This window comes from Vibrio litoralis DSM 17657 (assembly GCF_000426765.1).
Classification (GTDB): domain Bacteria; phylum Pseudomonadota; class Gammaproteobacteria; order Enterobacterales; family Vibrionaceae; genus Vibrio; species Vibrio litoralis.
Genome location: NZ_AUFZ01000017.1, coordinates 144297 through 167491, shown reverse-complemented (window position 1 = coordinate 167491; position 23195 = coordinate 144297). Strand labels below are relative to the sequence as shown.

Genomic DNA, 23195 nt, shown 5'->3' with positions numbered 1-23195 from the left:
TCGTATTGATAAAATACGGGCCTTTGTTTTTCGTACATTTGCTTTTGGTACTTTATTTAGTACATTTGGTTTTTGGTTAAGATGAAGTCAATGTAAGCGGCTGAAGATATTGATTTTAACGAAATATGATATGATTTAATCATACTTTGGTATGTGGAGTGGTGAATGAAAATCAAACAAGAAGTAAATGATTTAGTTAAACGTAGCTTAGACCGACACTTGCGCCTCGCGGTGACAGGTCTTTCTCGCGCAGGTAAAACCGCCTTTATCACTTCATTGGTTAACCAACTTTTAAATAGCTCAACTCAAGATAATCTGCCGTTGTTTGAACCGAGTCGTAATAAACAATTGCTCGGTGCTAAACGTATTCCTCAAACTAATTTAATGGTGCCAAGATTTGACTACGATCTTGCTATTGAACAACTGCATTCAACACCACCTAAATGGCCGGTTCCTACTCGTGATGTGAGTGAAATTCGTCTAGCGATTCGCTTTAAACCAAAAAAGGGCGCGCGACGTTTACTTAAAAGTACTTCAACGTTGTATCTTGATATTGTCGATTATCCTGGCGAATGGCTACTCGATCTTCCGTTATTGGATATGAGCTTTGAGCAATGGTCACAAAGTCAGCTTGAGCTTTTAAGAGGCGAGAAAGCGGGGAGTGAATTACGTTCGAAACTGGCGAAAGAATGGCTATTGAAGTTAAATCATTTCGATAGTCTTGCAACCGCCAATGAAAACCGTGTTGCTGAACTAGCCAGATCTTATACTGACTATTTGCATGCTTGTAAGGATGCAGGACTTCATTGGGTTCAACCGGGTCGTTTTGTTCTTCCCGGAGAACTGGTTGGCGCACCAGTACTGCAATTTTTCCCAGTTGAACTGGAAATGGATGAACATGGCAAACCACTAAAAGAAATTAAACGAAATTCAGCTTATGCCATGCTGCGATCTCGTTTTAACGAATACAAAAAGAAAATCGTGAAGAGCTTCTATCAAGAGCACTTTGCTTCGTTTGATCGACAAATCGTGCTGGTGGATTGCTTGCAGCCTCTAAACTCTGGATATGATTCTTTCATGGACATGAGTGGAGCCATCAGCCAATTGATGCAAAGTTTTAAATATGGTCGCAACTCGATATTAAAGCGTTTGTTCTCCGCCAACATAGATAAAGTAATGTTTGCAGCCACCAAAGCCGATCATGTGACGCCAGATCAACATGTCAATATGGTGTCTTTGTTGCAACAACTGGTACATGAAGCATGGCAGCATGTGTCTTATGAAGGCATCGACATGGAATGTGTCAGCCTTGCTTCAATTCAAGCCACTATGCCTGGCTATGCTTCGTCTGGTGATAAGACCTTCCAAGCGGTTAAAGGCACTACATTGGAAGAAGAAACGCTGACCTTATTTCCCGGTGAAGTACCGCCAAAACTACCACAAAAAGACTACTGGCAGGGCAATGGCTTCGAGTTCTATGAATTTAGGCCATTAAAAATACCTCATGACCAAGCATTACCGCATATTCGTATGGATAAGGTGTTGCAGTTCTTGTTAGGGGATAAATTACGATGAGCGATTATAAACACAAAATTATCTTCAATAGCGATAAAGAGAGTGAAGCACAGCAAGGTAAAGCTAAGTCTTCCGATTCAAAACTAGACGACCAACAAGAAACATTGGATGCGTTAAATTCAGATCCTGCTTACCAGCAATCGGCTGACCAACAGCGGGCCTACCAGAAAATGGGCGCAAAAGTGAAGTTTGATGACGCCACTGAATTTGTGCCTATGTCTCAAGCTCAGTTAGATGTGGGTGAAGAGACGAGAATAGAAGATGAAATGGTCAATATCATTCGTCCTCGCTCGAAAAAACGCTGGTTAGTGACAGGTGGTGTGCTTGCTTTTACCGGCTTAGTCGGCTGGCAAAGCGTGCATAATGTTCTGCAAGCCTACCAACAATCGGATTGGCTAACGCTTGGCTGGACAGGCTTTATCGCGGCCTTAGCTTCACTTGGTATAGGGGCTACGGTTAAAGAGTTATGGAAACTACGTAGGCTACGTAAACAACTGAGTAGCCAAGAATTGGCCATGGATTTAATTCATTCTCATAAAACCGGTAGCGCCAAGCCATTTTGTGATGATCTTGCTTCGCAAGCAGGCGTGACGCTTGAACATGCTGGTTATGACCGTTGGACTAAAACGGTGAACGATAACCATAACGATGCCGATGTGATTGAGCTCTATGATGACATGGTGGTTGCGCTGCAAGACAAGCAGGCAAAAAAAGTCGTTGCTAGTTATTCAACCGAATCTGCGGTGTTGGTGGCGTTGAGTCCACTTGCGATAGCCGACATGCTACTGGTCGCTTGGCGTAACTTTAAAATGATTGATGAGCTAGGCAAAATCTACGGGGTTGAACTTGGTTACTGGTCTCGTATTCGCTTGCTTAAACTCGTTTTCATTAACATGGCTGCCGCAGGTGCAAGTGAATTGGCGGTGGATGTTGGTACTAACATGATGTCGTTAAGCGTTGCCGGCAAGATCTCAACCCGTGCCGCGCAAGGCATTGGCGTTGGCCTTCTCACTGGGCGCCTAGGGATAAAAGCGATGGCGTTACTTCGCCCATTGCCGTGGAGAAAAGATAAAGCAGTTCGCTTGAGTGAGATTCGTAAGCTTGTGGTTGGGCGAGTGATAGGGAAATCAGAAGAGAAAAAATAAAGATCGTTTACGTATAAGCCTCTAAGATCCGTTGATACATCGAGTTTGTGTTCATAGATTGACTGAAGTCTGTGAGCACAAACCCGTAATAAGTAATTGTTAACTAAGTTCCTTGACGAAACTCCTCTCATACAACAAACTACTGTCAACTTTTCGTGACACCTCTTCAGGAATAGAACCGTGCGTTTAGAAGTCCTTTGCCAAGACCGTCTTGGTCTTACTCGTGAACTGCTAGATATCCTAGTTTCTAAAAATATCGACCTACGTGGCATTGAGTTAAGTACTCGAGGCATTCACGTCGGCGATCCCGGGATCATCTACTTAAATTGTCCCGATGTTGAGTTTGGAACTTTTAGTGGTTTGATGGCGCAAATTCGTCAAATCGAAGGCGTAACTGATGTTCGAAAAATTCCATTTATGCCAAGTGAACGCGAGAGCACAGAGCTAAACGCGATTCTAGATACACTGCCTGATCCGGTCATTTCGATAAACCTGAAAGGGGATATTGAAATGGCGAACTTCTGCGCGCTGGCGTTGTTTAAAGTGACCGTCCAAGAAATCCAGACATACAGTATTTTTCACTACATCCCGAAACTAAAATCTGCGCCTTGGTTTAAAGCATTAGCCAGCGGAGAAGTAAAACCTAAGCAAGATAAGTTTGATGAAGGTTTACTGCGCTATCGCGATAAGATCACCATTGAAGGCTTAAACTATCTAATGGATGTGATGCCAGTAATGATCCACAGTGATTCGGGTGAAGCGATTCTTGCCAGTGCTGTGATCATGCTAAAACCTATTGTGCATTCAGAAACGAAACTAACGGCTGTACCAGATTACAACCCATTAGGCTTTGAGCATTTTGTTGGTGTATCGAATCACCATCAACGCTTGGTGTCTCAAGCGAAAAAACTAGCCATGTTAGATCAACCGTTATTGATTGAAGGTGAGACTGGTACTGGTAAAGAAATGCTGGCTCGTGCTTGTCATAACCGCTCTCATCGCTCCAATGAACCATTCTTAGTGCTTAGCTGTGCTTCTATGCCTGATGATGCGGCAGAAACCGAATTGTTTGGTAATGCACCGGGCGCGTTTAATAACGACATTGGTCATAAAGGTATTTTTGAACAAGCCGATAAAGGCACGGTTTTTCTTGATGAAATAGGCGAGATGAGCCCACATCTACAGATCAAACTCCTGCGCTTCTTGCAAGATGGTTCATTCCGTCGAGTAGGTGAAGAAAATGAAATGCACGTCGATGTTCGTGTAATTGCTTCAACCAAACAAACATTATCACAACTCACCCAATCCGGCTCATTTCGTGAAGATTTGTACTACCGTTTAAACGTATTGAATTTAAGCATTCCATCTTTACGTGAGCGTAGTAGTGATGTATTGCCGCTGGTAGATATGTTTGTCGCCAAATATGCTCAGCAACTTGGTTTAAAAGTGCCTAGTTATGATGAGCAACTCATCGAGCAGCTAACGCTATATCCTTGGCCGGGCAATATTCGTCAGCTAGAAAACTCAGTGCTGCGCGCAATGACCCAACTTGATGATGATGTATTGAAGTTTGAGCACTTTCAACTGCCAACACTGCAAGCAAGCCGTTCCGCATTTGAAACACAATCGGAGAGCTTTACGCTAGATGGTTCACTTGATGAAATGATGCGTAAACATGAATCGCAAATATTAGAGCGTTTATACCAATCATTCCCATCCAGTCGCAAGTTAGCAAAACGCTTGGAAGTGTCGCATACCTCAATTGCAAATAAATTACGTGATTATGGCATTCGAAAATCATAGGGGTAAATAGTGGAACGACTTAATAAACAACTCGCATTATTAATGGAGCTCGACAAGCTGAAAACTGTGCTACGCCGTACTCGGATAAAAGCGGCAGAAGGGCGGTTAGAAAATACTGCAGAACATAGTTGGCATGTTGCAATGATGGCATTGTTGATGGAAGAACATGCCAATGAGCCAGTAGATATTACCAAAGTCGTTAAAATGCTGTTGCTGCACGATATTGTGGAAATTGATGCTGGTGATACGTTTGTGTACGACACTGCAGCATCACAAGTACAAGAAGAAAATGAATTAAAGGCTGCTCAGCGATTGTTTGGTATGTTGCCTGACGAACAGGGCGCAGAGTTGATGGCTATCTGGCAAGAGTTTGAACAAGCACAAAGCCCAGAAGCGAAGTTTGCTAAAGCGCTCGATCGTTTAATCCCAATGCTACTGAACTACTATAATAATGGTCAAAGCTGGATGGAACATGGCGTAACCAAAACCCAAGCGCTAACCGTTAATGCAAAAATTGAATATGGTTCAGAAGCATTGTGGCAAAAAGCACAGCAGATCGTCGCTGAAGCAGTAAAGAATGGCTGGTTGAAAGACCAATAAAAAATTAAACAAAGCGAGTTACTATGTCGTATACCCCTTTGGAACAATACCAAAGAAAATGGATTTTCACTCATCAATCTCTTCCTGTGCCAGAAGGCGATTTGGTGCATATCACACCAATTTCTCAGCAACGTGCTGCGCAGTTATGGATTGAAAATATCAGCAAACAAAGCCCAGATGCCGACCGTTTAAGCTCTGGTGACTGGCCAAGCAAAGCAAGTAATTGGTCTGATGAAATTGATTGGTCCGCCGCTTGGGATGCCGAAGAACCTGAGCTGCCTCAAGCAATTCTCGATCATATCGATTGGCAAGATGACGTAACGGTCTACTTCTGCTACGAAAAATACAACATCATCGAAACCAAATGGGTGATATTTAAAAAGCATTGGAAAAACTTCTTATTTTTCGATGATGGCCCGATCTTAATAGGCCGACGACGCTCTGAAGCCTTATGGTTCAACACCAATGGCAAAGTAAAGTTAGGTCAGCGTACCGAGTAAAAGGTGAAACGTTCATTGATTAAAGCTGCCAATATGGCGGCTTTTTTTGTGCTTTAAGAAATTAACTATCAATGCCTTAGTAAAAGATGACGAAGTAATATTAAGTGTAAGTTCTGAAAATAAAAGATGAAAGTTTGTCAGCTATTTGGACTTTCAGGTATTGTTAACTAAATCTAAACCGAACCACATTACACATGGAATAGCATGCGTAAGCTAAAGGTTTTCCAACAAAGCAATATTGAACATTTACATCAGATTATTAATGACTACCCATTCGCAACATTAATTGTCAGCACTGAATCGGGCATAGAAGTGGATCATTTTTTCTAACTTAAATTCTGCGCTAAATAGCCGTCTTATACGTCTTATACGTCTTATACGTCTTGTCATAGTGTCACCTGTTAACTGATGAGATGATTTACCTCTAACTAGGTGGCCAAATCCCTGTACCACTGTAATTTCGTCGAGGGTTCCCAGAGGGCGCTATTGTGCATAGTGAGCGTGGTAGCTAGTATTTTAGTTATGATTAAACTCACATATTGGTAAAAATATTTCTTATATTGGTTGATCAATATCCCATCAGGTTGCTTATTGGCTAACCAATTTTATGTTTGTATCTTATTGTTGGTGTGAATTATAACCATTCCACTATGTAAATAATGAATATTTGGAAGGATGCCAATGATGAAATACCTACCTTTTGTCCTTGCGAGTTCAGTAGTTTTGCTCACTGCTTGTGATGATAATAATAATGATGATAAGAATACTAGTTACGACTTTTCCTCTTCTTCCCGCTCTGAAACAAGTATCGTTGATAATTGGCGTTTTCAGATGAACTATGCTGATGACGTATCAATCGATGATGAATTTGATGACAGTGGTTGGGAAACGGTCAATTTACCACACGTATGGGACTTGGATGATGGTCAAAATGGCGGAGACTATTTCTATGGTGAATCGACGTACCGAAAAACACTAAATATCGAGAAGCTTGAAGCGGATAAACGCTACTACTTAGAATTTGAAGGTGCTTCTCAGATCGCGGAAGTGTATGTCAATGAGGTTAAAGTAGGTAAGCATATCGGTGGTTTCTCTACTTTTCGAATGGATGTAACTCAGCAACTCAAAGAAGGCGGTAACCAGATCGTCGTGCAAGTTGATAACCGTTTAAGTGCAGATAATACTCAAGATAACTTTGGTCGTGACGTTTTCTTGCCATTAGATAATGGTGCTGACTTTACCTGGTGGGGTGGACTTTACCGAGATGTCAATTTACTTGAATTAAGCGATGTATCAATAGATGCCGAAGATTTTGGTGGTCCAGGTCTTTATATTAGTCAAGATAATGTCAGTGCGGAGAGGGCTGATTTGCATTTAGCGATACATCTAGCGAATAAATCGGAACAGTCGTTTAGCGGCCAGGTATTGGTTACCATACAGGATGCTGACGAAAATACCGTCCAGACTAAATCACTCGAGGTTTCAGTTGCTGATGGAGGCAAGTTAATCGTTGAAGATGATTTAGTAATGGAAAACCCAGTACTTTGGCAGGGACGTAAAAACCCGTATTTATACAGTGTATATGCTCAGGTTATCAAAGATGGAAAAGTGCTCGACCAGGTTAAGCAACCACTGGGTCTTCGTACTATGTCTTTCGACCCGGACCGTGGTTTTTTCTTGAACGGTGAGTCTTACCCATTGAGAGGTGTTGCGATGCACCAAGACTATTTGGATAGCGGTTGGGCAACAACTCAGGAGCAGCGCTATAGAAGTCTGGACTTAGCTTATGAAATGGGCGCTAACACGATCCGTTTATCTCACTATCCTCATAGCCAAGATACAATGGAGTACTCGAATAAACTTGGACTCATCAACTGGGTGGAAATTCCGTTGATTAACGGGGTTTCGCTTGATCCAACTTATTTGAGTAGCGCTAAGGCCCAGACAGCAGAGATGATTAAGCAAAACTATAACCATCCTTCAGTCGGTGTCTGGGGAGTTGCCAATGAAGTAAGTGCGGGTAATACCGTTCCTGGTGAAACAGATGCAGGCGGTGAAAAAACTGCAGCAGTGCTGAAGCAGATCAGTGATTATGTCCATGAGCTAGATGTAGATCCTTACCGCTTAACAACACTGTCGTTGATGCAGTCGGACAATAATCAGAGCTCATTGCGATCTTCGGTTGATATTACTTCCTGGAACCGATACGAAGGTTGGTATTCTGGCTTAATGAGTGATTTTGGCGAATTTATGGATTCATTCCATGAAGATAATCCAGACATTGTAACGGGAACCAGCGAATATGGTGTTGGTGCTAGCCCTTTTATTCATACAGATGAACCGATAGCACAAGATCATAGTGAGGAGTTCGCGGCCATATATCATGAGAGTTATTTGGCTCAGATAGAAGAACGTCCTTACCTGTGGGCAACTCACGTTTGGAATATGTTCGACTTTGCAGTAACGTGGCGTAACGAAGGAGATACCAAAGGACGCAACGACAAAGGAATGGTGACCTACGATCGTGATATCAAAAAAGACTCCTTCTTCTTGTATCAGGCCGCGTGGTCTAAAAAGCCAATGGTGCATATTTCATCCAAACGAAAGGAAGAATCTACACGTTCTTATATTAAGGCATATTCTAATCTTGATGAGCTAAGATTGGTCATTGATGGGCAGGAGAAGGGAACTCTCTACGCGGATGATAACAGTAACCGTGTGGTCTTTGAGTGGGATAACCTAAATTTATCTCCTGGAACTTACCAAGTAGAAGTCATTGGCGAGTCACAGGGTGAGATTGTTCGTGATAGTTTCGAATTCACTCGGATATCAAGTGAGTCAAATACGTTGAGCTCTGCTCTGATTTCTATTGCTGTTATGGATGATGAGGAAAACCAAATCTACACAGGTATAATCAGCAATATTCCTCATGGTGCGACAGTCGAAGAACTTAAGGGAGTGATGCAGATCCCATCTGGTTCCATTGTACAATTGGTGGACAAAAACACTGAAGTCGGCACAGTAGAAGTTGGTGATGACGTTACCGTGATCTCAGAATCAGGAGTAAAGCGTGACTACACAGTGGTAGCTGATAGCAGCATATCGCTTCTTCGCCCAGTCACCGACACGGGATTCAACCTTCCGATAAGCGGTGGTAATAGACTAACTGACAATAACCCCGATACCATGTGGGCTGCTATGTACTTTGCTCCACTGGATATCGACATTAACCTGCAGCAGGTTTACTACATTGATAAAGTAGTAATGAAACGTGGTGATTCATCCACTGACCACCCGGGTACAACGACCTTTGATATCGGTACTCACACGGTAGTCGTCGACTATGAGAAGGTGCTTAGTGTTACTGATTGGGAGCCGACTGAGGCACCGTTTGAGGAAGCCTTTACGATTGGTGCGGTTGATAAAAACGTGATGTTAAAAGTGGCGAATGTGCATAATATACCTGTGTCGTTCACGACGAATAAGATGAACATCATGCTTGCGGATCTCAGCGTTTACGGTGGGATGATTTACAGCAGTGGTGTGGCGTTCGATTACGAAAATCATACTATCACTCTGGGGGGAATTAGCTCGGAGGTTGGTTTACTTGCTGAGTTGCAGAAAGCATCAACAAACGTCAATATCAGTGTAGAAGCGGTTGATAATGACGCCTTACAAGCCGGTGATAAGGTAATTGCTACTCGTATTGTTCAGGGGCTGACTTTCCGCGAAGAGTATACTTTACAATAATAATTACTGTTTAATTCAACAGTAATTATAGGCAGCCATGATATTATGGCTGCCTTTTTGTTTGAAAACACTCTCAAAATCTGGTTTGCCAAACTTCTAACTCATCGTATTTGGTACTCATGTGTAATAGTATGATTTAATAATAGCATTAGAACGTAATTTAAGTTTGAGATTGTAAGTGGTGAACCAAATGATAGCAGTGAGTCGTCAATACCAAGAAGTCGGTCAGAGGTTGATTGAGAAATTGGCTGATGGTGAATTTTCTGTCGGAGAGCGTCTTCCCTCGGAAAGGGTGATCGCTGATGAAATGGGCGTGAGTCGGGCTGTCATTCGAGAAGCGATGATTATGCTGGAGCTTTTCGGATTAGTTGAAGTAAAAAAAGGTTCAGGTATTTATTTAGTGTCGTTACCTGAGGTATCACAAAAATACATACTGGAGAAGGATGGTCGTTATCATGGAGAACATGTAGGACCTTTTGAAATGCTACAGGCCCGGCAGGTTATAGAGAGTCGGGTTGCTGAATTAGCTGCGATGCTAGTTACAAAAAATGACATTTTGAAATTGCGACATGCTCTGGCCCAAGAAAAAATGGAAGTAGAAACAGGCAAAGATGATGTTGAAGGTGACCGTTTATTTCATCGATATATTGCGGAAGCGACACAGAACTCAGTACTAATTGAAATTATTGAAGGAATGTGGGCGTCTCGTCAGAGTAGTCCTATGTGGCAGAAGCTTCATCAAAGGATTGGAGACAAAGGTTATCAAGGTGAATGGTATGATGACCACGCAAAGATTTTGATGAAGTTGCAACAAAAAGATTCCAAAGGCGCTGGCCATGCGATGTGGGTTCATCTAGAGAATGTAAAAAATAGATTGATGGAGCTTTCAGATGTCGAAGACCCTAATTTTGATGGCTTTATATTTAATGTAGCACCATCTGTAGATGCAGATTAAATGTATTAGTTCCCGACTAGATCTGACACTTCAATTTGAAAAGAAGACAGTTATCTACTTTGATTAAAGGTGCTTAAACCGTAGCAGATAAAGCAAAGCCAATGAATATTGGAGATATCATCATGATTGTTCAAAACAAACAAATCGAAATGAAAACATTTCGCTAATATTTCAAACCTATTAGCTAGCACTCACAAAAAAGGGCTAAGTTCAATTAACATCCTCGATTAGACCAGGGCTGCTAGACTGAATAAGTTAGGTAATATCATAAAAAATGAAAATGGGAGGATTCCGGGTGGACCATATATTCTTACTAAACATCTAATATGTTAGATCTTCTAATATTGAGGCTCCGATGAAATTTCTCCGTCAGTATAAAATAAGCCTCCTTTTCTGTATCAGCGGTATGTTGTGTTTAATTGCTTATAACATCATCGGTTCATATGTAGATGAGAAGGGGATCTTAATTGAGCCATTTGCACTTATTCCTTTATTTTGGCTTTTTCAGCTGCTGGCGCTGGTGGCTTTGGTTGTTACCTTCCTTAGACATAGAAAGTCACTTTAAATCTAGCTTTCATCACTTAAACAAAAAATGCCGCTTCACATAATGAAGCGGCATTTTTATTGATGCAGTAATATTGGTGGTAATTACTTCTTACGGCAGTACTCAGCAATGATGTACATAGATTGGCCGTTGGCTTTACCAGATACCAGTTTAGGGTCATCTGATAAGCTGATACCGCGCACGACAGTACCTTGCTTGATTACTTGAGAAGAACCTTTGATTGGTAAGTCTTTAATGATGGTCACGTCGTCGCCTTTTTTAAGCTCAACACCGTTTACATCACGTGGTTTTTCTTCATCTTCATCCATGCCAGTTTCGGCCCAGTTCTTGACCTCATCTTCCATGTACATCATATCAAGCAATTCATTTGCCCAAGTTTCACCTTTACGAGAAAGGTGAGTCAGTTGACGCCATGCTAGCACTTGTACTTGTGGTACTTGGCTCCACATGCTGTCGTTAAGACAACGCCAGTGGTTTACATCCATGTCTTCTGGTGACTCAATTTGTGCACGACAAGTATCACAAAGCATTGCTGCGTAATCGACTGTGATTTGAGTTTGCGGCGCAACAGCTAAGGGCGCTAATGAAGAAGTTGAAGAGCAAAGCTCACATTTTGATTCGCAACGTTCTAGTAGCGTAGCTTCTGTAGACATAGTGTTACCTAATTTGGTCAGGGTTTAATTTTGAGCCGCTATTATCCATGTTATCCATAGAATTTAAAGGGGAATGTCTATTTTAGGCCATTTTATGACGTTGAGGTTGGTTTATACCTGAAATATTTTCGCTAAGGTCATCTTTTCTTGTTCGGTTAATACAGGAGAGGAAAAGTCGTGAACGGCTGCCATTTCATCTAGAAATTGTTGAACTTTCGCGAGTTGTTTCGGGTTCATGTCTACTATGCGTTCGATAATTTTATCCAGTTGATCGGATGCGGAGTCTTGCGAGATTTCTATTTGATGTGAAGGTGACGTTTGCATAGGGTCCATCCTTTATTTGAGAAAACTGGGAGGTTAAGTGAAAAGCACCAGTTAGTAAGTGTTATATCAACAATTATGGACGGATTGTTTAATTTGTGTAAAATTGGTGCCAAATATCCCATTGGAATGAGCAAGGGTAATATGAGTAAGTTAGTTTTTTGGGTTGTATTGATTGGCGTTGGTGTTGCTATCGGCATCAATTACCAAGATGAAATTTTAGATATGTTGAATCTGCGCGATATGGAAAGTTTTTATGACCATATTGAAGATGCTGCAGATAGTGTTCAAAACGGTAGTGATTCATTATCAGATACCGTAAGCCAATTGGCTGAATAGTGCCAAGTGATGCTATATCCGTTTGAATGAAAATAGCCCGTAATCAAATGTGGGCTATTTTTTTTGTCTGGATTATTAGGTTATCAATTTATCGTCGCGTAACCATAGCTTTCGATAAGTTGCTGTCCTTCTTTTGATAGAACATAGTTTAAAAACTTCTCTGCACGTTCTTCTAGGTGATCCTTTTTATAAATGATCAAGAAAGGGCGAGCTAACTTGTACTTACCGTTGGCAATGTTTTCTTGCGTCGGTTTAATGCCTTCTAATTCTACGGCTTTAATCGAACGATCAATTGAACCCATTGAAACAAATCCGATGGCTTGTGGGTTGTTGTTAATCAATGTTTTCATCATACCGTTGCTGTTTACGACTAAACTCTTTGGGTTAATATTCGAGACGCTTTGTCCATTAACGATTTTAGTTAAGCCTAGTTGAGTCTCAAAGCTATAACGAGAGCCCGATGATGCTTCGCGAGTGACTACTGCAATCGCTTGATCGGCTCCACCAACTTCTTTCCAGTTTTTAATTTCACCAAGGTAAATTTTAGCTAGCTGTTCACGAGTTAAGCTTTGTACTGAGTTTTGGATATTAGTTGCCACAGCAAGTCCATCATTAGCAATGGGAACAATCGCAACTTTATCGTTGGCTTCTGCTTCCGTTAGGTAGCGAGAGCTCATGCCAAAGTCTGCCACGCCTTTTTCAGCAAGAATAATACCAGCGGTCGAATCTACACCTTGCACGGCAATGTAATCTTCTGGGTGTTTTTTATTATACTTCTCTGCGAGCACATCCATAACTCGGGTAACAGACGTGGAACCTGAAACTACGATTTGTTTAGCTTGGACGGCAGAAACAAATAGCACTGAAGATAAAAGGGTAGCCAATAAAGCTCGAAACATGTAGTTCTCCAATATGATTAATAGTAATAAAACTTGTCATTATTCTATGTCGTTTGTGTGACATTTTTGTGACTAAAGTGTCGGATAAATCGTTGCTAGTTATTTGATAATGTATAAAAACAACGTGAAATTCTGATGAGTGATTTATACTCATAATGGAGGTCTATTATGATCAATGAATTAGATTGGCGTCGATTACTTAAGCGTTGCGAACAACTTTGTCATTATCGAAATGGCAGTGTGCCTGTTGGCCAGGGGAAAGCTTGTTTTGACAGTGATGAAGCCACTAAAATTTTGATTTTTTCTAACGCGGTCTTTTCGGTTGATTCACTGCACTGTAGCCACACCATTGAAGTCGCCAAGTTAGATTACGATGCAAACCATGAAATGTGGGAGCTGTATATTAACAGCGCTGAAGATGCTTCTTTGGTTGAGCCTGAATGGTTGCCACATCCGGTTCATTTTGCTCACGCTAATCCGATGCTTTTATTATCGGTTATCGAAAAAGATGCGGAAGAGTGTATATGGCAGTAGGGTGTTCTAATAAAATATATCGAGCAAGAAAAAGGCTACCGCATTACAAATGGGTAGCCTTTAGTTTTTATCGGATAAAATTATTCAGAAGCGGTTCCGTCTTGAGCCGGTTCAGCGGACTCTAGCAGTGGTGCAAATTTCTGAGTGGGTACCGCTAAGATGTTACGGTTATCGATGCTGACACTTAGCAGGCTAACTTCAATCACATCCCCAAGTTTAAACTCAAGGTTGCCGTCAATTTCGATAGTACCTAAATCACGCGATGCTGAAATACGTTCTTTATTATCGATAATTTTAGAACAAGGGATAAATACCGCCGCGCCATTTTCTAGTAAACGCGCACGAGCTCCAGCGCGGTTAATATCAAAGATTTCAGCTTGGTATTTTGTACCTTTTTCTGGTTCATTGATCAAAGTACGTGCGTATAACCAATCAGAAACGTTACGCTCTGCCATACCATGATAGCGACGGCAAAGGGATAATTCTGCACCTACGCTTTCATCTGGCGTTTGCACTGGCGCTTTATCTACAATTAGTGCTTTCAACATGCGGTGGTTGATCATGTCGCCGTATTTACGAATAGGTGAAGTCCACGTAGCGTAAATATCTAAGCCCATTGCAAAGTGTTGCTCGGGTTTATGATTAATTTCACTGTAGGCTTGGAATTTACGAATGCGGTTGTCTAGGTACTTTTCATTTTGCGTAGTTAACCAACGGCGTAGGGCGCTGAAACCTTCTAATGTCACAATACTTTCTTCAGTAAATGGTAATTCACCTTCAGGGTTAATCAGTGAGATCACTTCTTTTACTTTATCTTCTTTAAAACCAGCGTGAGTGTTGAAAATGCCTGATTTGAATTTTTCTTTCAAAACTGTACCAGCACAGATGTTCGCGGTGATCATTGATTCTTCAACTAACTTGTTAGCGGTACGACGCATGTCCGCATGAATCGCAATCACATCATTATCTTCACTCAGTTCAAAACGATAGTCTGGACGATCTGGGAACACCACCGCGTTATTTTGACGCCATTCACTACGAGATTGTGCAAACTTATGCAGGGTAGAGACAACGTTGGCGATAGTGTCGTTGGGTTGCCATTCAGCGCAAGCGCCGGTTTCTAACCAATCAGAAACGTGGTCATAAACAAGACGAGCATGCGACTGAATGTTGGCAGCAAAAAACTGGATATCATCACCAATCACGCCATCTTTGCTTACGGTTACGCTACAACATAAAGCCGCACGCAGTTCACCTTGCTTGAGTGAACATAAATCGTCGGCTAGATCACGAGGCAGCATCGGAATATTGCGACCTGGAAGATAGATAGTGAAGCCGCGTTTTCTGGCTACTGCATCCATATCTGAATCCGGTGTGATGTAGGCGGTAGGATCAGCAATCGCAATAGTCAGTTTGAAATCACCGTTATCTAATTGCTCTGCATAAAGAGCATCATCCATATCTTTGGTTGATGCGCCATCGATCGTTACGAATGGAGTGCTTGTCAGATCAAAGCGTTCTAGAGTTTCATCGTCTTTTAATTGCCACTCTTGGCCTTCTTCTAAACCTTGTGGTTCACAATTAGGTAAATCGTTTTGTGCCAGCGTGACCCACCAAGGCGCAATTTTGTCATCGGCATCAGTGATTTTTTCTGAGATCTCAACGAAGAAGTTATCTTTGTCAGAATTTTTATCAAGAGGGTGGTCTACAAGATGTGCGACAACCCAGTCACCGTCTTTTAATGCTTCAGGGTTAACCCCTTTGCGTGCTTTTGCCTTTAAAGAGATCTTTTTAAGTTGTGGATGATCAGGCACGACATTTAAGCGGCCTTTGAACAATTTAATGCGAGCAATAAAACGGGTAAGAGAAGCTTCAACCAATTCATCTGGTTCTGCGCTTTCTTTATCGTTTTCAGTACGAATAATCGCGATAACTTTGTCACCATGAATACATTTCTTCATAGAAGCGGGTGGGATGAAATAGCTCGTCTTGCTATCCACTTCTAAAAAACCGAATGCTTTATCGGTCGCTTTTACCGTCCCTTCTTTTTTAGGCAGGTTTTCTTTCATTTGTTGTTTAAGTTGAGCGAGTAACGGATTATCTGAAAACATAGAAAATTCTTTATGTGTTTTTTAGGGGATATATTCTGGTGACACTATAATGATTGCACCAATGGATTACCACTGTATTGCTTTAAACAAAGACAAAATGCGGCTTTAAAGTTGTTGCGGTTTGTATTAGGTAATAAAAATGTAACCTAAGCAACGGCTAGACGGCTAAAATTAAAGGGGATAGGACAGTTTTTGTAGAATTCGGCCTAATTTGAACAAAAGTGTGATGAAATTCAATTTTCTCTGGCTTTTTTTATGTATATCAGGCAGAATGCGCCTCCCTTAATGATGTCCCGAAACAGCTTAAGGCGTTTTCTACCTAATCCATGATGTGTATGGATACTAGATGTTAGGGTAGGTATTAGAGGTAGTTGAGCTGAAGGGGACCGATATTTTCCTTAAAATTAGTAGGAACCCCATGTCAGAAAATCAAATTAAATTCGTCGATCTTGATCTAAACGAAAACCTTCTATCTGCACTTAACTCTATGGGCTTTGAAACCCCAACTCCAATTCAAGCAGCATCGATTCCTTTCCTTTTAGAAGGTAAAGATGCACTAGGTAAAGCACAAACCGGTACTGGTAAAACAGCCGCGTTCTCTTTACCGGTTCTAAATAAAATCGACCTAGGTCAACACAAGCCACAAGCCATCGTGATGGCACCAACCCGTGAGCTTGCCATTCAAGTAGCAGCAGAAATCAAAACGCTTGGCCAAAAAATTAAAGGCTTAAAAGTCATCGAAATCTACGGTGGTGCTTCTATCGTTGATCAAATGCGTGCGCTTAAAAATGGCTCACACATTGTTGTTGGTACGCCTGGTCGTGTTAAAGATTTAATCAATCGCCGTACTCTACATCTTGATGAAGTAAAAACTTTCGTTCTTGATGAAGCCGATGAAATGCTAAAAATGGGCTTTGTTGATGATGTAACTTGGATCATGGAACAAGCGCCAGAAACAGCACAACGTGTACTATTTTCTGCAACTATGCCTCCGATGGTGAAAACTATTGTTGACCGTTTCTTACGTAATCCAGCTCGCGTTGACGTTGCTGGTGAAAACCGTACTGTTGCTAAAGTTGAGCAGCAATACTGGGTAGTGAAGGGCGTAGAAAAAGACGAAGCAATGACTCGTCTACTTGAAACTGAAGATACTGATGCTTCAATCGTGTTCGTTCGTACTCGTCAAGATACTGAGCGTCTATCGGATTGGTTATCTGCGCGCGGCTTTAAGTCTGCAGCATTGCACGGTGATATTCCTCAAGCACAACGTGAGCGTACTGTTGATAACATTAAACGTGGCGTAATTGACATTCTAGTTGCAACAGACGTTGTCGCTCGTGGTCTTGATGTTCCACGTATTACTCACGTATTCAACTACGATATCCCGTTCGATACTGAATCTTACATCCACCGTATTGGCCGTACTGGCCGTGCTGGACGTACTGGTAAAGCAGTATTGTTGGTTCGTACTAACCAAATTCGTATGCTTCGCACTATTGAGCGTGTGACTAAATCAAGCATGGAAGAAATCCAACTTCCTAACCGCGATAAAGTGGCTGAAGCTCGTCTCGTTCAACTGAGTGCTGAACTAGAAGCTGAAAAAACAAATAACTCAATTGCAAACTTTGCAGAGTTAATTGAAAAACTTCAAGCGTCTTTAGAAGTGGATGCCGCAACACTTGCCGCTATCCTCCTTCAACGCCAGCAAGGTAAGCGTCCATTATTCTACACTGGCCCAGATCCAATGATCGAAGCGATTGAGCGTGATAACAAACGTCGTAAAGAGCGTCGTGAAAACCCTCGTGATGCGGGTGGTCGTGACGGAGGTCGTTCATTCGGCGGTACTAAGCAAGATTGGGATACTTACCAATTACAAGTTGGCCGTGATAGCGGTGTTCAAGTGAAAGATATCGTAGGCGCACTTGCTAACGAACTTGGCTTAACTAAGCATTCAATCGGTGCAATCAAATTGGCTCAAGGCCATACGTTTGTTCAGCTTCCTAAAGCAATGACTTCAGAAGTAGCGGGTAAACTTAAAAAATTACGTATTCGTCAGAAAGAAGTTGGCGCAGTAGTGTGTGACTTTGATGACTTCCGTGAATCACGTGGCCCGCGTTCTGGTGGTCCTCGTCGTGACGGCGGTCGTGATGGTGGCGGTTTCCGTGGTCGTGGTGGTGAAGGACATCGCGGTCGTCGTGAAGGTGGCTCTGGTAATGGTGAGCGTCGTTTCGACCGTAACCGTGGCCCTAAACCAGCTGGTAAGCCAGCACCACGCGGTAACCGTGAAGGTTAAGCTCTAGAGCATTAAAATATAAACAAAAGCCGAGATAGAGATATCTCGGCTTTTTTACGTTTATACCCAAGTAACTTCAAGATGCGAGTTACAGCAGGAATAAAACCAACTTTAGGCAAGGAAAATTGAACGTGACCATAGTCACTTGGGTATATTATTTAATGACTAAAAGAAATCATCCTTTGTTTTATATCAAACAAATTCTTTTAGATATCTGAAGTTACCAAAATAAAGTTGAAAGATTAAAAAAATATTGAATAATGTAATGAAACCTACACGCAAACTATAATATAGTGTAGACCTCTACAGACCGTACAAAAGAGAAACTCATGTCAAATCAATACGTATTAGTTATCAACTCGGGCAGCTCTTCATTAAAATTCGCTGTTATTGACTCTCAAACAGGCAAAGCCGCTTTAACAGGGTTAGGTGAGTGCTTTGGACTCGAAGACTCAAGAATGAGTTGGAAGTATCAAGGAAACAAACAAGAATTTTCCATTGTTGGTGAAGAAAATCACCACCAATTAGCCATAAAAAAATTGGTCGATATTGTCAATGAATACAACCTAACCAATGATGTTATTGCGATTGGCCACCGAATTGTTCATGGTGGTGAGAAGTTCACTAAAACGGTTCAGATTGACCAACAAGTATTAAAAGATATTGAATCAGTAAAAGAGCTTGCTCCACTTCATGCTCCAGCTAATGTCATTGGTATTAAAGCCGCTCTAGAAGCTTTCCCATCTCTTCCTCAATTTGCTGTATTCGACACAGCTTTCCACCAAACCATGCCAGCTAAAGCCTACACAGGTGCGATTGATAAGAAGCTATACGATGAGTATGCGATCCGTCGTTATGGTTTCCACGGTACCAGTCATTATTTTGTAAGTCGTGAAGCCGCTAAGATGATCAACAAACCGGTTGATGAGTGTAGCTTTATCTCTGTTCACTTAGGTAATGGTGCTTCGGTTTGTGCAATTAAAGACGGTAAGAGTGTTGATACCAGCATGGGCTTCACGCCACTTTCTGGCCTGATGATGGGTACACGTTGTGGTGATTTAGATCCAGGTATCATTGAGTTCTTGATCAACAAAGGTTGGTCTGCAGAAAAAGTATTCGACACGTTAAACAAAAAATCAGGCTTCCTAGGTGTATCTGGCTTAACTTCGGATGCGCGCGGCGTTTTAGAAGCGATGGAACAAGGCCATGAAGGGGCTAAACTGGCATTCCAAGTGTTTACTTACCGTGTTGCAAAATACATCGGTTCATACATGGTAGCATTAGATAACCTAGACGGTATTATCTTTACTGGTGGTATCGGTGAAAACTCGCTACCAATTCGTAGTGAAATTCTTAGCTACCTTAAGATCTTCGGTTACAAGGAAAATGCTCAAGCTGATGCCGATGCTCGATTTGGTGAAAAGGGTATTATCACCACTGAAGACTCACCAATTGCGATGGTTATCCCAACTAATGAAGAGTTTGTAATTGCTCAAGAATCTGTTGCTTTAATGAAGTAATGATTTGAGGTTGTTGATCTTGAAAGATCAGCAGCCTTAATATTCCAAGGTTGAGCCAATAAAAAAGCGAGCTGTTGAGGCTCGCTTTTGTGTATTTAGTCTTTAATTTATTGCTTAAGCTGTCGCAGCACGCGCTTTTAATAGCTCATCGTAAGTACCGCGGAAATCATGGATTTGACCATCACGGATCTCAAGAATACGAGTGGCTAGCGATGATACGAACTGGCGATCGTGCGATACGAAGAATAGGGTGCCTTTGTAGTTCTCAAGCGCCAAGTTCAATGATTCAATTGATTCCATATCCATGTGGTTGGTTGGTTCATCCATTAGCAACATGTTTGGTTTGTGCATCATTAATTTACCAAGCAGCATACGGCCTTGCTCACCACCTGATAATACTTGCACATCTTTTTTGATGTCATCTTGACCAAATAGCATACGACCAAGGAAGCTACGTACTACTTGCTCGTCGTCACCTTCTTGACGCCATTGTGCCATCCAATCAAAAACTTTTAGGTTTTCAGCAAACTCATGTGCATGATCTTGAGCGTAGTAGCCAATGTTTGAATTTTCAGACCATTTGTAGCTACCTGTTTTAGGCTCTAGATTACCTGCTAGTGTATTCAGTAGGGTTGTTTTACCCACGCCGTTTTCACCGATAATCGCAACACGTTCACCTACTTCGAAAATTGCGTTGAAATCAGAGTACAGTGTGGTTTCGAAACCTTGGCTTAAGTCTTCAACGATAAGTGCATTACGGAACAGTTCTTTGCTTTGCTCAAAACGAATGAATGGGTTTTGGCGACTTGATGCTTTTACTTCATCTAATTGAATTTTATCAATTTGTTTAGCACGAGAAGTTGCTTGTTTCGCTTTTGATGCGTTTGCCGAAAAACGAGAAACGAATGTTTGTAGTTCAGCAATTTGCGCTTTCTTCTTAGCATTATCAGCGAGTAGACGCTCGCGAGCTTGAGTGGCCGCAAACATGTAATCATCATAGTTACCAGGGTAAAGACGCAGTTCACCGTAGTCGATGTCTGCCATATGAGTGCACACTGAGTTTAAGAAGTGACGGTCATGCGAGATGATGATCATGGTGCAGTTACGTTGATTTAATGTGTCTTCTAACCAGTGAATAGTATCCATATCCAAGTTGTTGGTTGGTTCATCAAGTAACATAATGTTTGGATCAGCAAATAATACTTGAGCCAAAAGAACACGTAGTTTCCAACCTGGAGCAATTTCGCTCATTGGACCCCAGTGTTGTTCCGTTGGAATACCTACTGATAATAGTAAATCGCCCGCACGAGATTCTGCGGTATAACCGTCCATTTCAGCAAATTGGGTTTCAAGATCGGCTACTTTCATGCCATCTTCTTCGCTCATTTCAGCTAAAGAGTAGATGCGGTCACGTTCAACTTTGATTTCCCAAAGCTCTTTATGGCCCATAACGACCGTATCAATTACCGTAAACTCTTCGTAAGCAAACTGATCCTGATTCAACTTTGCAACGCGTTCGTTAGGATCAACACTCACGTTACCAGAGCTAGGCTCAAGTTCACCACTTAATATTTTCATGAAGGTTGATTTGCCACAGCCGTTCGCACCAATCAGGCCGTAACGGTTACCGTCACCAAATTTAACAGAGATGTTTTCGAATAGGGGTTTAGCACCAAATTGCATGGTGATGTTCGCTGTGCTTAAGATAACGGCATTCCTCAGGTTTAATCTTTACATTTTAATCACTGACGCATGAAATAATCCGTCGGTCAGTGATGATGAATTAGCGCGCATTATAGACGATTAAAAGCTTATGTGATACCCGTCAAATTTTGAATTTTCTTTCTTTTCATTAAAGATGATCCGTTATTTGTTCGAATTGATATTACACAAAAAAGCGCTTACCTTGGGAAAGATAAGCGCCTAGTGTGATCTTTATATTATGGAGCGAAAAGCTACTTAATTAATGCTTTTAGGGCGTGTAGTTTTTCGCCATTTGAGATGTCGTTACTCATTGTATCGGTAGTAATATCGTAGATGTAAGCTGCAGGTGTGTTTGATGAGTCCGTCGCCGTAATGTACAGATTGTTATCATACGTTAGGTTAATGGTATCAATCTCAGTACCAGCAAGAACAGGGTCTAATAGTTTATTGTTATCGGCTCTATCTATGATTGATATTTGAGTTGCCTCTTTAATCACAATGTAGCTATCGTTTACCCATAGGTAGTTTTGTTGACCGCCTTCGATTTGGCCTTCATAGTTGCTTGTATTAAAACCATTGGAGCTAATTTCTGCAGCTTCTAGCTGGTCAGAGCCATTAATTGAAATCGAGTATATACATTGTAGTGGGCTGCTTGCCCCACAATTTTGATTATTGATAGAAGTGCTCAGTAACAATGATGAGTCATTGTGTACTGTAGATTCACCACTCCAACCACCTGAATAGGTTTGATCTAAGTTCCCATCATTACTTAATAGACCTGTATCAAGTAGAGTAAATTTAGAGTTAGGCGTTGGTAACATTTGAGTGACGCCGCCTAAGTCTTTAACTTTTGTATCTAAGGTTATTTTTGAGAGGCCACCATTAATTGTTTTGATTACTGTTTTGCAAATGGTTTTTTGGGGAATAGAAAAACTAGAGCATAGTGAATCTTCATCGAGAGATACATTTTTATTCGTAGTGCTTTCTATCAACACATTTCCTACAGTAGGACTGATAGCAATAAAACTGTCATCATTCATTAAGTTAATATCAGTGGTTTTCTCAATTTTATTCTGTGTCACTAAATTAGTTATGACTTTTTTAATTGATTCTGAGTCATCTTGATCGGGATTTTTGATAGTAGATATCGCATCAATAATGGATTGAGCATCAAGTTCAATATCGTTAAACCTTTGACCCGTACGTTTGGTTATGGTGTTAAATGTTTCACCATTAGAAAAGATGAGAAGGCCTTCGGAGTTTTCTCCCATGAATGATGGTAGGTCACGTTTGTGACTAATAAGGTAGTAATCGCCTTGAGAGTTTACGTAGTACCAAACTGGGCGGCGAAAATTTTGCGTGATATCAACAATAGGTTTGTCATTACTGACGGATTCAATCAGTTTTTTTATTGCAGTGGTTGATTCATCAGTTTCTTCAACGGGAGCGAATCCCTGAGTGTATTTATAGATGGCCTTATGATTCTCACTAACCTCAACAACAAAACCACCATCTGAAGTTGGAGTGAACTCTTCCACACCCATATTGGAAATATCCCCAATTGGTGCGCCATTCGTATCAAAGCCAATTAAGTGACTACCATCTTCACTTGATGTTTCAACACGTGCAATACTCGATACACTAGAGATGTTCTCGAAAGTTAATGTTTCCAATGGGTCAGATGGCTCAGTGTTCGAGCTACTTGAAGAATCGTTACAAGCTGAAAGGGCGATACAAACGGTTGTAGCCAGTAATAATTTTTTTAGCATGGGGAATCCTATTTTTTGGAAGCCAAATCTTACCATCTTTGTTTTATTATCCAAGTGGGCAATAAGAGGTCGGATAAGAACAAAAAACCGTGCCACAGATTAAGTTTGGCACGGTTTATGTTTTCAACCAAATCTTCTAAGAAATGGAATTGAGCCCTT

The 23195-nt window shown here is 41.4% G+C and carries 19 protein-coding genes; 13 read left to right on the top strand and 6 right to left on the bottom strand.

Annotation, left to right across the window (positions count from 1 at the left end; all coding sequences use genetic code 11):
- Positions 1 to 165: 165 nt before the first annotated feature.
- The 9 genes from K358_RS0106255 to K358_RS0106215 all read left to right on the top strand — a co-directional run bounded on the left by K358_RS0106255 (position 166) and on the right by K358_RS0106215 (position 10893).
- Positions 166 to 1575 carry a YcjX family GTP-binding protein gene (locus K358_RS0106255; protein WP_027696013.1) on the top strand — a complete coding sequence of 470 codons (1410 nt, stop codon included), beginning with the start codon at positions 166 to 168 and terminating at the stop codon, positions 1573 to 1575.
- A 104-nt stretch (positions 1576 to 1679) separates the two neighbouring features.
- Complete coding sequence (locus K358_RS0106250) at positions 1680 to 2720, top strand: YcjF family protein (protein WP_027696012.1); 1041 nt, start codon at positions 1680 to 1682, stop codon at positions 2718 to 2720.
- Positions 2721 to 2900: 180 nt separating this feature from the next.
- Positions 2901 to 4523 carry a transcriptional regulator TyrR gene (tyrR, locus tag K358_RS0106245; protein WP_027696011.1) on the top strand — a complete coding sequence of 541 codons (1623 nt, stop codon included), beginning with the start codon at positions 2901 to 2903 and terminating at the stop codon, positions 4521 to 4523.
- A 9-nt stretch (positions 4524 to 4532) separates the two neighbouring features.
- Positions 4533 to 5123: an HD domain-containing protein gene (locus tag K358_RS0106240; RefSeq protein WP_027696010.1), complete on the top strand. Its 591-nt coding sequence runs from the start codon at positions 4533 to 4535 to the stop codon at positions 5121 to 5123.
- 23 nt (positions 5124 to 5146) lie between these two features.
- On the top strand, positions 5147 to 5623 hold the full coding sequence (locus K358_RS0106235; protein ID WP_027696009.1) for a DUF2947 domain-containing protein: 477 nt from the start codon (positions 5147 to 5149) through the stop codon (positions 5621 to 5623).
- A gap of 204 nt (positions 5624 to 5827) precedes the next feature.
- Positions 5828 to 5953, top strand: a complete 126-nt coding sequence (locus tag K358_RS19215) for an FMN-binding negative transcriptional regulator (RefSeq protein ID WP_156888693.1) — start codon at positions 5828 to 5830, stop codon at positions 5951 to 5953.
- Positions 5954 to 6298: 345 nt separating this feature from the next.
- Positions 6299 to 9373, top strand: a complete 3075-nt coding sequence (locus tag K358_RS18775) for a glycoside hydrolase family 2 TIM barrel-domain containing protein (RefSeq protein WP_083962769.1) — start codon at positions 6299 to 6301, stop codon at positions 9371 to 9373.
- A gap of 190 nt (positions 9374 to 9563) precedes the next feature.
- Positions 9564 to 10328, top strand: coding sequence for an FCD domain-containing protein (locus tag K358_RS0106220; RefSeq protein ID WP_038149894.1), 765 nt, complete (start codon positions 9564 to 9566; stop codon positions 10326 to 10328).
- A 355-nt stretch (positions 10329 to 10683) separates the two neighbouring features.
- Entirely contained in the window at positions 10684 to 10893 is a 210-nt protein-coding gene (locus K358_RS0106215) for a DUF3955 domain-containing protein (protein ID WP_027696007.1), read from the top strand.
- 83 nt (positions 10894 to 10976) lie between these two features.
- Here the strand turns inward: K358_RS0106215 and K358_RS0106210 are convergent, their stop codons facing one another.
- Positions 10977 to 11546, bottom strand: coding sequence for a PhnA domain-containing protein (locus K358_RS0106210; protein ID WP_027696006.1), 570 nt, complete (start codon positions 11544 to 11546; stop codon positions 10977 to 10979).
- Positions 11547 to 11657: 111 nt separating this feature from the next.
- Positions 11658 to 11870 (bottom strand): hypothetical protein, encoded by a 213-nt coding sequence (locus K358_RS0106205; RefSeq protein ID WP_027696005.1) that lies wholly within the window; start codon positions 11868 to 11870, stop codon positions 11658 to 11660.
- A 141-nt stretch (positions 11871 to 12011) separates the two neighbouring features.
- Here K358_RS0106205 and K358_RS18170 point away from each other — a divergent pair, with 141 nt between their 5' ends.
- On the top strand, positions 12012 to 12206 hold the full coding sequence (locus K358_RS18170) for a hypothetical protein (protein WP_038149890.1): 195 nt from the start codon (positions 12012 to 12014) through the stop codon (positions 12204 to 12206).
- An 83-nt stretch (positions 12207 to 12289) separates the two neighbouring features.
- Here the strand turns inward: K358_RS18170 and K358_RS0106195 are convergent, their stop codons facing one another.
- Entirely contained in the window at positions 12290 to 13105 is an 816-nt protein-coding gene (locus K358_RS0106195; RefSeq protein WP_027696004.1) for a phosphate ABC transporter substrate-binding protein, read from the bottom strand.
- A 168-nt stretch (positions 13106 to 13273) separates the two neighbouring features.
- On the opposite strand from K358_RS0106195, the gene K358_RS0106190 reads away from it, so the two are divergent.
- Entirely contained in the window at positions 13274 to 13639 is a 366-nt protein-coding gene (locus K358_RS0106190) for a DUF3024 domain-containing protein (RefSeq protein ID WP_027696003.1), read from the top strand.
- A gap of 80 nt (positions 13640 to 13719) precedes the next feature.
- Here K358_RS0106190 and rnb read toward each other — a convergent pair whose 3' ends face one another.
- The gene (gene rnb, locus K358_RS0106185; protein ID WP_027696002.1) at positions 13720 to 15750 is read right to left on the bottom strand and encodes an exoribonuclease II; all 2031 of its coding nucleotides are present in this window, start codon (positions 15748 to 15750) and stop codon (positions 13720 to 13722) included.
- A gap of 418 nt (positions 15751 to 16168) precedes the next feature.
- Between rnb and K358_RS0106180 the strand changes: the two genes are divergently transcribed.
- Entirely contained in the window at positions 16169 to 18043 is a 1875-nt protein-coding gene (locus K358_RS0106180) for a DEAD/DEAH box helicase (RefSeq protein WP_027696001.1), read from the top strand.
- Between the two features lie 329 nt (positions 18044 to 18372).
- Positions 18373 to 19563: an acetate/propionate family kinase gene (locus K358_RS0106175; protein WP_027696000.1), complete on the top strand. Its 1191-nt coding sequence runs from the start codon at positions 18373 to 18375 to the stop codon at positions 19561 to 19563.
- A gap of 114 nt (positions 19564 to 19677) precedes the next feature.
- Here K358_RS0106175 and K358_RS0106170 read toward each other — a convergent pair whose 3' ends face one another.
- Positions 19678 to 21270 carry an ABC-F family ATPase gene (locus K358_RS0106170; protein WP_027695999.1) on the bottom strand — a complete coding sequence of 531 codons (1593 nt, stop codon included), beginning with the start codon at positions 21268 to 21270 and terminating at the stop codon, positions 19678 to 19680.
- Positions 21271 to 21518: 248 nt separating this feature from the next.
- Positions 21519 to 23036, bottom strand: coding sequence for a hypothetical protein (locus K358_RS0106165; protein WP_027695998.1), 1518 nt, complete (start codon positions 23034 to 23036; stop codon positions 21519 to 21521).
- Positions 23037 to 23195 lie beyond the last annotated feature (159 nt).